This window comes from Actinomycetospora atypica, assembly GCF_042653685.1.
Classification (GTDB): domain Bacteria; phylum Actinomycetota; class Actinomycetes; order Mycobacteriales; family Pseudonocardiaceae; genus Actinomycetospora; species Actinomycetospora atypica.
This window is the reverse complement of record NZ_JBHSIV010000043.1, coordinates 26,192-36,996: the sequence shown is the minus strand read 5'-3', so window position 1 is coordinate 36,996 and position 10,805 is coordinate 26,192. Positions and strand designations below refer to the sequence as shown.

Here is a 10,805-nt window from a genome sequence, read left to right as displayed (position 1 = left end):
GCGACCGTCGCCGGCGCGATCGCGGAGGCCCGCGGCGCGGGGCCGCTCGAGCCGTCGGCGGTGGCCGCCGGCGCCGGGGCGGCCGCCGTGGTCGCCCTGTCCGTGCTGCCCCGCCTCGGCATCGCCCTGGCCCGCCTGCCGTTGCCCCGGGTGCCCGTCGAGCCCGGCGCCCAGGACGGTCCGGACGACGCCGGTCCCGCCGATCCCGCGGCGCTCGACCGCCGCGCCGACCGCGCGCACGCCCTGCTCGCGGGGCTCGCGGGCGGAGTGGTCGCCGTGCTCGCGGTGGCGGTCGCCGTGCTCGGCCTCGCGCCGGCACCGGGCTGGCGCGGGGTCGCCGGCGCCGTCCTCGTGGTCCTGCTGGTGGTCGCGGCGGCCCTCCGCTCGCGCAGCTACGCGAACGCGGTCCCCGCCACCGTCCTGCTGCTCGGCGCGCTCGTGGCGGGCGTCGGACCGGTCGTCGGGGCGGTCGCGGCCGCCCCGCCCGGCGCGGCCCGTCTCGGGGTCGCCGCCGCGGCCGCGGTCGTCGGGGTGCTCGCGGTCCTGCTGGGCTCGGTGCTCCCCCGCCGCCACCACTCCCCCGGGTCGCGCCGGGCGGTCGACCTGCTCGAGGGCGTGGCGATCGCCGCGGTGGTGCCGCTGGCGTGCGCGGTGGCCGACCTGTTCTCGGCGGTGCGGCTGCTGTGAGACGGCGGCTCGTGACGGCGGTCGTCGCCGTGCTCCTGGGCGCAGGGACAGCGCTGGCAGGTCCGGTCGCCGCCGACGGCCCAATGGCTGCCGCCACCCCGATCGCTGCCGACACCCCGATCGCGGTCGCCCCGCCCGCCCCTCCGGCGCCCGACCCGGCGGCCCTGGCCCCGCTGCCCCGGCGCCCCGGCGCGCTGGCGGGGCTCGCGCCGCTCGGCGCGTGCCCGGCCGGGATCGCCCCCACCGGCTTCGACGCCCTGGGCGCCGACCCCGCCGCGGTGCCCGGCGGCGACGGCCGCGGCGTGCTCGTCGCCCTCGGCGACTCCGGGGTCGCCCCGCACCCCCGGCTGGGCGGCGGGGTGACCGACGGCGGCGACTTCGTCGGCGGGCGCACCGCGCGGACCGACTGCGACGGGCACGGCACCGCGGTCGCGGGCCTGGTCGCCGCGGTCCCCGGACCCGACGACGGCGTCGTCGGCGTCGCCCCCGGGGCCCGGATCCTGGCCGTGCGCGCCGACTCCTCCTGGTACCGCACCGCCGACGGGGCCGACGCCGGGGACGAGGCCACGCTCGCCCGCGCGGTGCGGGCGGCGGCCGACGAGCCCGGGGTCGGCGTCCTCACCCTCGCGGTCGCCGCCTGCCGGCCCGACGCCGAGCTCCTCGGCGGCGCCCCCCCCGCGCTCGGCGCGCTGCGGGCGGCCGTGCGGGAGGCGGCCGACCGCGGGGTCGTCGTGGTGGCCGCCGTCGGCAACGTCGGTCCCGCCTGCCCGGCCAACGACCCGGCGCAGGCGGCCCTGCGGGTGGTCACCGTCCCCGCTCCGGCCTGGTTCTCCGACGACGTCCTCACCGTCGGGTCGCTCGACGACGCCGACCGGCCCGACCCGACCTCGCTCGCGGGCCCGTGGGTCCGGCTGGCCGCGTCCGGCCGGGTCCCGGCGGCCCTCGACGCCCGCTCCGCCGGCCTGACCGCCGACCTCACGCTGCCGGGCTCCGCGCCGGGCCCGATCGTCGGGACGAGCTTCGCGGCCGCCCGGGTGGCGGGCGCCGCCGCCCTGCTGCGCGCCCGGTTCCCGACGATGCCCGCCCGCGAGGTCGTCGAACGGCTCGTCCGCACCGCCGCACCGGTCGAGGGCTCCCCCGGGGCGCTCGACGTCCCCGCCGCCCTGGCGGGCACGCGCCCGGCCCCGCCCGCGGCCGCGGCCCCGCCGGCCTCGTCGGGGACCCCGGTCGCGCTCGTCGCGGTCGGGGCGGTGGCCGTCGTGCTCGCGGCCCTCGGGGTCGTCGTGGCCCGCCGAGGGCGGAGGCCGCGGTGACCGCGCGGACGCGTCCCGGCGAGCCCTCCCTCGGCCCCCTGCCGGTGGGCGGGACGGTGCTGGTCGGCGTCGGTCTCGCGCTCGCCCTCGGCCTGCTCGCCCTCGACCCCGGCCTGCTCCCACTGGCGGGTGTCCTCGCCTCGGCCGCCCTCGTCGCCGGGCTCGTGCGGGTCCGCGGGGAGCTCGTCGGCACCTGGGCGGCGCTCGCGCTGCGCCACCGGCTCCGTCGCCGGGAGCTCGCGCCCGCCCCACCCGACGAGGGCCTCGGCCTGCCCGCGCTCGACGCCGGGCTCGGCCCGCTCACCGTCGTCGACGGTCGTGATCACGACGGCCGCCCGCTGGCCCTGCTCGGCGACGAGCACGGGGCGTGGAGCGCGGTGCTCGCCCCCGACGTCGAGGAGCTCCCGCTGCTGCTCGACCCGCCCGACGCCGGGGGACGCGGCGCGGACTGGGTGGGCGCCGGGGTCGGTGGCTTCCCGCTGCCCGCGCTGGCCGACACGCTGCACGACCGCGGGGTGGTCCTCGACGCGGTGACCGTCGTCCGCCACGTGCGTCCGGGCGCCGACGACGGGCCCGCCCGCGACGCGCACCGCGAGGTCCTCGGTCCCCTCGCCGACGCCGCCCACCGCAGCTCGTGGCTGGTGGTCCGTCTCGACCCCGACCGCTGCCCCGGGGCCGTCGCCGAGCGCGGCGGCGGGGTGCTCGGCGCCCGGCGCGCCCTGGTCGGGGCGCTCGCCCGGATCGGCCGGGTGCTCGCCGACGCCGGGGTGCCGGTGCGGCCCCTCGAGCGCGACGGGCTCCGCGAGGCGGTGGCGCTCGCCGCGGGCGTCGACCTCGACCGCACGCCCGGCGGCACCCAGGAGCGGTGGGACGCGGTGGTGGTCGGGGAGGTCGGCCACGCCACCTGGGTGGCGACGGCCCTCGGGCCCGACGCCGCGCCGCTCGACCTCGACGCCCTCGTCGCCGGGGACGCGGTCGGCACGGTCGCGCTCGCGCTCGTCGCCGACGATGGGCCCGACGAGGTCGGCGCCGACCTGCACGTCCGGGTCACGGCCCGCACCCCGGAGGCGATCACCGAGGCCGGGCGGCGGCTCGTCGCCGGGGCCCGGGGACGCGGGCTGCGCCTCGAACCGCTGCACGGCCGCCACGGCGCCGGCCTGCGGGCGACCCTGCCCCTGGGGGCCCGCCCGTGACCCGCCGGTCGCCCGGTCGCCGGGCCCCCGTGCTGCCGCGGTGGGTCGTCGATGACGCGGTGGCCCCGGTGGCGCCGGCCGGGATCGTCCTCGGGGCCGACGCCGCGGGCGACCCGGTGACCCTCGCGGTGCTGCGACCGGTCCCCACGCGGGTCGTCGTGCTCGGGGCGCTGCACCTCGCCCGCCAGATCGCCCTGCGCAGCGTCGCCGAGGGCGCCCGGGTCGCGGTGACCACCGGACGGCCCGCGGCCTGGGAGCCCGTCGCGCGCGCTGCGGGCGACCCCACCCGCGTCGAGGTCGGGCCCGATCCCGCCGCCCCCGACCCGGCCCCCGGCGGACCCGGGGACACCGACGCCCTGCTCACGGTGCACGACCGCGGGGCCACCACCACGGGCCCCGGTGCCCCGGCGGGGGCCTGGCGCACGACGATGCTGGTGCTGCCGGCCCTGTCGGCGGCGGTCGCGGACGCCGCGGACGACGCCGACGTGGTGCTGCTCGGGCGGATGCCCCCGGAGGAGGCCGACCTCGCCACGCGGCTCTGGCGGCTGTCCGAGCCGATGGCCGAGACACTGCGGACCCTGCCCGACCACGGCGTCGTCGCGCTCGGGCGCAACGTCTGGCGGCGGCTCGACCTGGTCACCGCACCCCGGGAAACCGCGATCCTCGGCCCGGTCCGCCGGGCCTGAGTGCGCGCAGGGTCGGCCCCGCATGCGCAGGGTCAGCCCCGCATGCGCAGGGTCAGCCCAGTGTGCGCACCCGCCGCGTCGTCGCGGCCCGGGCGGCCAGCGACCCGTCGTCGGGATAGTCGACCCCCACCAGGCGCAGACCGTGCGCGGCCACCACGTGGATCTCCGACGACCGGCGCCCCTCGGTGAGCAGCGACGCCGGCCACTGCACCGGCCGCCGCCCCTCGCCGACGGCGATCAACGCACCGACCACCGAGCGGACCATGGAGTGGCAGAACGCGTCGGCCGAGAGCCGCGCCTCGGCCACGTCCCGCTCGCCCTCGACCGGCGCCCAGTCGAGGCGCTGGAGCTCGCGGATGGTGGTGGCCCCGGCCCGGGGCCGGCAGAACGCGGCGAAGTCGTGCTCGCCGAGCAGGGTGTGTCCGGCCGCGGTCATCGCGGCCAGGTCGAGCGGGCGGGGCCAGCGCAGGGTGTCGCGCGCCCGGAGCGGCTCCGGTCCGGACGGGGCCGTGCAGACCCGGTAGGCGTAGTGGCGGCGCACGGCCGAGAAGCGGGCGTCGAAGCCGTCGGGGGCGACCCTCACGGCGTGGACGCGCACGTCGGGCGGCAGCATCCGGGCCAGGCGGCGCACGAGGCCGTCGGGCACGGCCCCGTCGGGCAGCAGGGCGGTCCCCGACGCCGGGACGTCGGCGTGGGCGACCTGCGCGTCGGCGTGCACCCCGGCGTCGGTCCGCCCGGCCACCGTGAGCGCCACCGGCTCCCGGGCCAGCGTCGACAGGGTCTCCTCGAGCACGCCCTGCACGGTCCGCAGCTCGGGCTGGCGGGCCCAGCCGGCGAAGTCGGTCCCGTCGTAGGCCAGGTCGAACCGCAGCCTCGTCGTCGGGGGTGGGGACGACACGGGCCCGCCGTCGGTGTCGACGGCGGGCCCGGGGTCGTGCTGCGGGGACGGACCGATCAGGACGTGGTCCCGTCGGTGTCGCCCGGCTCGGTCACCAGGTCGGTGACCGTGTCGTCGGCCGGAGCGTCCGACCCGTCCGCGGTGTCGTCCGAGGAGGACGAGTCGGCGGGGGTGGCTCCCGTGACCTCGGCGTCGTCACCGGTGGCCGCGTCGGCCTGGGGGACGTCGGTCTCGGCGTCGGTCCCCACGGCCTGCTCGGCCTCGGCGCCCGCCGCGGTGTCGTCGGTGGACTCCGCCGCCGCGATCGTCGCGGCGGTGGCGGCCGCACCGGTCGCCGCGCCCCCGACCTCACGGTTGGACGCCGACCGGGTGGCGGCCGACGCCTCGGTGGAGGCGAGCTTCTCGTTGACCAGCTCGATGATGGCCATCTTGGCGTTGTCGCCCTTGCGCGGCAGCGTCTTGATGATCCGGGTGTAGCCACCGGGCCGGTCGGCGAAGAACGGGCCGATCTCCGCGATGAGGCGGTGCACGACGTCCTTGTCGCGGATCTGCTGGGAGATCTCGCGACGGTTGTGCAGGTCGCCCTTCTTCGCCTTCGTGATGAGGCGCTCGGCGTACGGGCGCAGGCGCTCGGCCTTGGCCCGCGTGGTGTGGATCCGCCCGTGCGTGAACAGCGACGTGGCCAGGTTGGCCAGCATCAGCTTCTGGTGCGCGGGGGATCCGCCGAGGCGGGGCCCCTTCGTGGGGGTGGGCATGTCTCGCTCCTGGTCTCGTGACGCCTTTCCTCCCCGGCCCGCGAGGCGGGCCGGGGAGGGGGCAGCACGTCAGAGTTGCTGGGGTTGACGCCGAGCAGCTAGAGCTGCTCGGTCTCGGCGTAGTCCTGGCCGTCGTCCGTGCCGAACGAGCCGTACCCGCCGCCCTCGCCGTAGGAGTCGTACCCCTCCGACGGGTAGTCGGCGGCCGCGGCGCTCGGGTCGAACCCGGGCGGGCTGTCCTTGAGCGCGAGGCCGAGGCCGGCGAGCTTCATCTTGACCTCGTCGATGGACTTCGCACCGAAGTTGCGGATGTCCAGCAGGTCGGCCTCCGAGCGGCCGACGAGCTCGCCGACCGTGTGGATGCCCTCCCGCTTGAGGCAGTTGTAGGACCGCACCGTGAGGTCGAGGTCCTCGATGGGCATCGCGAACGCGGCGATCGAGTCGGCCTCGGCGGGCGAGGGCCCGATCTCGATGCCCTCGGCGTCGATGTTGAGCTCGCGGGCCAGACCGAACAGCTCGGTGAGCGTGCGGCCGGCCGACGCGATGGCGTCGCGCGGGGTCATCGACGGCTTGGTCTCGACGTCGAGGATCAGCTTGTCGAAGTCGGTGCGCTGCTCGACGCGGGTCGCCTCGACCTTGTAGCTGACCTTGAGCACCGGCGAGTAGATCGAGTCGACCGGGATGCGGCCGATCTCGGCGCCGGACGCCTTGTTCTGGGCGGCGGGGACGTAGCCACGACCCCGCTCCACCACGAGCTCGACCTCGAGACGGCCCTGGTCGTTCAGGGTCGCGATGTGGAGGTCCGGGTTGTGCACGGTCACGCCGGCCGGCGGGACGATGTCGCCCGCCGTCACCGTGCCCGGGCCCTGCTTGCGCAGGTACATCGTCGCCGGCTCGTCCTCCTCGGAGCTCACGACGAGCTCCTTGAGGTTCAGGATGACGTCGGTGACGTCCTCCTTGACCCCGGGGATGGTCGTGAACTCGTGGAGGACCCCGTCGACCCGGATGGAGGTCACTGCCGCGCCCGGGATGGACGACAGCAGGGTCCGCCGCAGCGAGTTGCCGAGGGTGTAACCGAAACCGGGCTCGAGCGGCTCGATGACGAACCGCGACCGGGTCTCGTCGACCGGGTCCTCGGAGAGGGCCGGACGCTGGGAGATCAGCACGTGTGTAGTTCCTTCCGGTGCTCGGGCATCCGCTATTTGACGCCGAACGAATGAAACGCGGCACCGGGGCCACCTCGGCCCCGGTGCGGTCGAGCTACTTGGAGTAGAACTCGACGATCAGCTGCTCGGAGACGGGCGTGTCGATCTGCGACCGCTCCGGGAGCTGGTGGACGAAGATGCGCAGCGTCTCGGGGACGACCTGCAGCCAGCCGGGGACCGGACGATCCCCGAACGACTCCTTCGCGTCGACGAAGGGCAGCATGTTCCGCGACTTGTCGCGGACGTCGATGATGTCGAACTGCGTCACCCGGTAGCTGGGGACGTCGACCTTCTGGCCGTTGACCAGGAAGTGGCCGTGTCCGACGAGCTGACGCGCGGCCCGCCGGGTCCGGGCGAGCCCGGCGCGGTAGACCACGGAGTCGAGGCGCGACTCGAGGAGGCGGAGGAACTCGTCGCCGGTCTTGCCCTCGCGACGGTTCGCCTCCTCGAAGTAGCGGCGGAGCTGCTTCTCGAGGACGCCGTAGGTGAAGCGGACCTTCTGCTTCTCCTGGATCTGCATGAGGAACTCGGATTCCTTGATGCGGATCCGGCCGTGCTGCCCCGGCGGGTACGGACGGCGCTCGAACGACTTGTCGCCGCCGACCAGGTCGACCTTGAGGCGACGCGACTTGCGCGTGATGGGTCCGGTGTAACGAGCCATGGTGTGTCTCCTCCCCGCCCTAGACCCGGCGGCGCTTCGGCGGGCGGCAGCCGTTGTGCGGCTGCGGCGTGACGTCGGAGATGGTCCCGACCTCGAGGCCCGCGGCCTGCAGCGAACGGATGGCGGTCTCACGGCCCGAACCCGGGCCCTTGACGAACACGTCGACCTTCTTCATGCCGTGCTCGGCCGCCTTGCGGGCCGCGTTCTCGGCGGCCATCTGGGCGGCGAACGGCGTCGACTTGCGCGAGCCCTTGAAGCCGACGTGGCCGGCAGAGGCCCAGCTGATCACCGCACCCGAGGGGTCGGTGATCGAGACGATGGTGTTGTTGAACGTGCTCTTGATGTGCGCCTGGCCCTGGGAGACGTTCTTCTTCTCCCGGCGGCGGACCTTCTTGGCCCCCGCCGCGCCAGTGCGAGTCCTGGGTGGCATCGATTGAACTCCTGGTGAGGTGAGATCGGGTCCCGCTTACTTGCGGGTGGCCTTCTTCTTGCCGGCGACGGTCTTCTTCGGTCCCTTGCGCGAGCGGGCGTTGGTCTTCGTCCGCTGCCCGTGGACCGGGAGGTTCCGCCGGTGACGCAGGCCCTGGTAGCTGCCGATCTCGACCTTGCGGCGGATGTCCGACTGGACCTCGCGCCGCAGGTCGCCCTCGACCCGGTAGTTGCCCTCGATGAACGCGCGGATGGCCGCGGCGTCCGAGTCGCTCAGGTCCTTGCTGCGGAGATCGGGGTCGATCCCGGTCTCGGTGAGGATCTGCCTGGAACGGGTCCGGCCGATCCCGAAGATGTAGGTCAGCGCGATCTCCATCCGCTTCTCGCGGGGGAGGTCGACGCCGGAAATGCGTGCCATGTGGCGACGTACTCCTCGTGTCGTCGGGAGGTGTGGTCCCCGTCCGTCCCGGGCGCTCTCGCGTCCGGGCCCCGGCCTCCCGGGCCGGGGGTGGTTCCGCCGGGACTGATGCCGACGTAGGTACGGGGTGTTCTTCTCGCGTCACCGGGACGGACCCGGCAGGGCGTCAGCCCTGGCGCTGCTTGTGCCTCAGGTTGTCGCAGATGACCATGACCCGCCCGTGACGGCGGACCACCTGGCACTTCGCGCAGATGCGCTTGACGCTCGGCTGGACCTTCACGATCTCTTCCTCGCTGCCCGGTTACTTGTAGCGGTAGACGATGCGACCGCGCGACAGGTCGTAGGGCGACAGCTCGACCACGACCTTGTCCTCGGGGAGGATTCGGATGTAGTGCTGCCGCATCTTGCCGCTGATGTGCGCCAGGACCTTGTGCCCGTTCTCGAGCTCGACCCGGAACATCGCGTTCGGCAGGGGCTCGACGACCCGGCCCTCGACCTCGATGGCGCCGTCCTTCTTCGCCATGTCCTCCGCACTTCTCTCGCCGGCCCCCGCGAGGACCCGGAACGTTCCCGGGCGACTCGGTGGGGACCGCTGTCGTCCCGCTCCACCGGCACACGGGTGCGCACCGGGTCGGGTCCGCGGCACACCGGGCCACAGGCGGTTACGCGTGCGGACACCGGCACGACACGCGCACCAACAACCGAGTGTACGCAGGGCGTGGCGGGCGCCGGATCACCGGGTCGTCGGCCACCGGGCCGAACCGTCAGCGTTGACCGTTTCTCCGGCGTGGGTCCAGGATGACGGCCGGAAGCCGGAACTGCGAGAGGAGAACACGTGGACGTCGACGGTGTGGTCGCCCTGGTGACCGGAGGGGCGTCGGGGCTGGGCCGGGCGACCGTGGAGAAGCTGCGCGCCGAGGGGGCGTCGGTGGTGATCGTGGACCTGCCGTCGTCGGCGGGTGCCGCGTTCGCCGACGAGCTCGGGGACCGGGCCGTGTTCGCGCCGGCCGACGTCACCGATCCCGACCAGGTGACGCAGGCGATCGACGCGGCGAAGCAGCTGGGCACCCTGCGCGTGGTGGTCAACTGCGCCGGCATCGGCAACGCGCACCGCACCGCGGGACGCAAGGGCCCGTTCCCGCTCGAGGCGTTCACCAAGGTCCTGACCGTCAACCTGGTCGGCACCTTCAACGTCATCCGGCTGGCCGCCCAGGCGATCAGCGAGACCGAGCCGGTCGGCGAGGAGCGCGGCGTCGTCGTGAACACCGCCTCGGTCGCCGCCTTCGACGGCCAGATCGGCCAGGCCGCCTACTCGGCGTCCAAGGGCGGCATCGTCGGGATGACCCTCCCGATCGCCCGCGACCTCGCCTCGGTCGGCATCCGCGTGTGCACCATCGCGCCCGGGCTGTTCCACACCCCGCTGTTCGCCGCGCTCCCCCAGGAGAACATCGACTCCCTCGGCGCCCAGGTCCCGCACCCCTCGCGGCTCGGCGACCCCGCCGAGTACGCGGCGCTCGCCGCGCACATCGTCGCGAACCCGATGCTCAACGGGGAGACGATCCGGCTCGACGGCGCGATCCGGATGGGCCCGAAGTAGTCCTGCCCCGACTGAGCGAACGGGACGTCCGCCGCCTCGACGTGAGCGGACGTGCCGCTCGCTCCCGGGAGTGCGCTCAGCGGTCCGCGTCGGCCGGCGCGGTCAGCACCCACGGGCCGCTCGAGGTGATGGCGACGGTGTGCTCCCAGTGCGCGGCCCGGGCGCCGTCGGCCGTGACGACCGTCCAGTCGTCGTCGAGCTCCTCGGTCTCCGGGTCGCCCGCGGTGAGCATGGGCTCCACGGCCAGCACCATGCCCTCGCGCAGCCGCAGCCCCGTCCCGGGCCGGCCGACGTTGGGCAGGAACGGCTCCATGTGCATCTCGGTGCCGATGCCGTGCCCGCCGTAGTCCTCGACGATGCCGAACGTCCCGCCGGCGGGGGTGCGGTGCCGCCCGACCGCGGCCTCGACCGCGTGCGACACGTCGCCGAGCCGGTTGCCGGGGCGGACCTCGGCGATCCCCGCCCACATGGCGGCGCGGCACGCGTCCGAGAGCGCCTCGTCGCCCGGGGCCGGTCGCCCCACCAGGACGGTGACCGCGGCGTCGCCGTGCCAGCCGTCGAGGATCGCCCCGCAGTCGACCGAGAGCAGGTCGCCGTCCCCGAGCACCGTCGTCGGCGCGGGGATGCCGTGCACGATCTGCTCGTTGACCGAGGCGCAGATGCTCCCCGGGAACCCGTGGTAGCCCAGGAACGAGGGGACCGCCCCCGCCTCGCGGATGGTGGTCTCGGCGAGCTCGTCGAGCTCACCGGTGCTGACCCCCGACCGCACCGCGGCCGACACCCGCTCGAGGGTGGCGGCCACGACGAGGCCCGCGGCCCGCATGGCCTCGACCTCGCCCCGGGTCTTCACCTGGATCTCGGAGCCGATCCGGCCGCCCGAGAGGCGGCCGGCCACCCGGCCGAGCCCCGCGGACACGTCCGCGAGGCGGGCCCGGGCGGCACCGCCCCCCAGCAGACCGCCCG

General features: G+C 75.7%; 14 protein-coding genes. 5 read left to right on the top strand and 9 right to left on the bottom strand.

Features of this window, described 5'->3' with window-relative positions:
* The 4 genes from eccD to ACFPBZ_RS26090 all read left to right on the top strand — a co-directional run.
* Window positions 1-687, top strand: a 687-nt coding sequence (gene eccD, locus ACFPBZ_RS26105; RefSeq protein WP_378039034.1) for a type VII secretion integral membrane protein EccD, incomplete at its 5' end; no start/stop codon positions are given.
* Between the two features lie 83 nt (window positions 688-770).
* Window positions 771-2,000: a S8 family serine peptidase gene (locus tag ACFPBZ_RS26100; protein ID WP_378039033.1), complete on the top strand. Its 1,230-nt coding sequence runs from the start codon at window positions 771-773 to the stop codon at window positions 1,998-2,000.
* Window positions 1,997-3,193 (top strand): type VII secretion protein EccE, encoded by a 1,197-nt coding sequence (locus ACFPBZ_RS26095; RefSeq protein ID WP_378039032.1) that lies wholly within the window; start codon window positions 1,997-1,999, stop codon window positions 3,191-3,193. Before ACFPBZ_RS26100 ends, ACFPBZ_RS26095 begins: the two co-directional genes overlap by 4 nt.
* Window positions 3,190-3,879, top strand: coding sequence for a hypothetical protein (locus tag ACFPBZ_RS26090; protein ID WP_378039031.1), 690 nt, complete (start codon window positions 3,190-3,192; stop codon window positions 3,877-3,879). The genes ACFPBZ_RS26095 and ACFPBZ_RS26090 overlap by 4 nt, the downstream gene beginning before the upstream one ends.
* A gap of 52 nt (window positions 3,880-3,931) precedes the next feature.
* Here ACFPBZ_RS26090 and truA read toward each other — a convergent pair whose 3' ends face one another.
* The 8 genes from truA to infA all read right to left on the bottom strand — a co-directional run bounded on the left by truA (window position 3,932) and on the right by infA (window position 8,768).
* Entirely contained in the window at window positions 3,932-4,777 is an 846-nt protein-coding gene (gene truA, locus ACFPBZ_RS26085; RefSeq protein ID WP_378039030.1) for a tRNA pseudouridine(38-40) synthase TruA, read from the bottom strand.
* Window positions 4,778-4,833: 56 nt separating this feature from the next.
* Entirely contained in the window at window positions 4,834-5,532 is a 699-nt protein-coding gene (rplQ, locus tag ACFPBZ_RS26080) for a 50S ribosomal protein L17 (RefSeq protein ID WP_378039029.1), read from the bottom strand.
* 98 nt (window positions 5,533-5,630) lie between these two features.
* Window positions 5,631-6,698 carry a DNA-directed RNA polymerase subunit alpha gene (locus tag ACFPBZ_RS26075; RefSeq protein WP_378039028.1) on the bottom strand — a complete coding sequence of 356 codons (1,068 nt, stop codon included), beginning with the start codon at window positions 6,696-6,698 and terminating at the stop codon, window positions 5,631-5,633.
* Window positions 6,699-6,792: 94 nt separating this feature from the next.
* Window positions 6,793-7,398 carry a 30S ribosomal protein S4 gene (gene rpsD / locus ACFPBZ_RS26070; protein ID WP_378039027.1) on the bottom strand — a complete coding sequence of 202 codons (606 nt, stop codon included), beginning with the start codon at window positions 7,396-7,398 and terminating at the stop codon, window positions 6,793-6,795.
* A gap of 19 nt (window positions 7,399-7,417) precedes the next feature.
* The gene (gene rpsK, locus ACFPBZ_RS26065) at window positions 7,418-7,828 is read right to left on the bottom strand and encodes a 30S ribosomal protein S11 (protein WP_169186817.1); all 411 of its coding nucleotides are present in this window, start codon (window positions 7,826-7,828) and stop codon (window positions 7,418-7,420) included.
* A 36-nt stretch (window positions 7,829-7,864) separates the two neighbouring features.
* Complete coding sequence (gene rpsM / locus ACFPBZ_RS26060; protein WP_378039026.1) at window positions 7,865-8,245, bottom strand: 30S ribosomal protein S13; 381 nt, start codon at window positions 8,243-8,245, stop codon at window positions 7,865-7,867.
* Window positions 8,246-8,411: 166 nt separating this feature from the next.
* Complete coding sequence (rpmJ, locus tag ACFPBZ_RS26055) at window positions 8,412-8,525, bottom strand: 50S ribosomal protein L36 (protein ID WP_018330934.1); 114 nt, start codon at window positions 8,523-8,525, stop codon at window positions 8,412-8,414.
* Window positions 8,526-8,546: 21 nt separating this feature from the next.
* Window positions 8,547-8,768 carry a translation initiation factor IF-1 gene (infA, locus tag ACFPBZ_RS26050; protein ID WP_018330933.1) on the bottom strand — a complete coding sequence of 74 codons (222 nt, stop codon included), beginning with the start codon at window positions 8,766-8,768 and terminating at the stop codon, window positions 8,547-8,549.
* A 312-nt stretch (window positions 8,769-9,080) separates the two neighbouring features.
* Here infA and ACFPBZ_RS26045 point away from each other — a divergent pair, with 312 nt between their 5' ends.
* A complete protein-coding gene (locus ACFPBZ_RS26045) occupies window positions 9,081-9,842 on the top strand; it encodes a 3-hydroxyacyl-CoA dehydrogenase (RefSeq protein WP_378039025.1) in 762 nt (253 codons plus the stop codon).
* 76 nt (window positions 9,843-9,918) lie between these two features.
* Here ACFPBZ_RS26045 and map read toward each other — a convergent pair whose 3' ends face one another.
* Window positions 9,919-10,758, bottom strand: a complete 840-nt coding sequence (gene map, locus ACFPBZ_RS26040; protein WP_378039037.1) for a type I methionyl aminopeptidase — start codon at window positions 10,756-10,758, stop codon at window positions 9,919-9,921.
* Window positions 10,759-10,805: the final 47 nt, after the last annotated feature.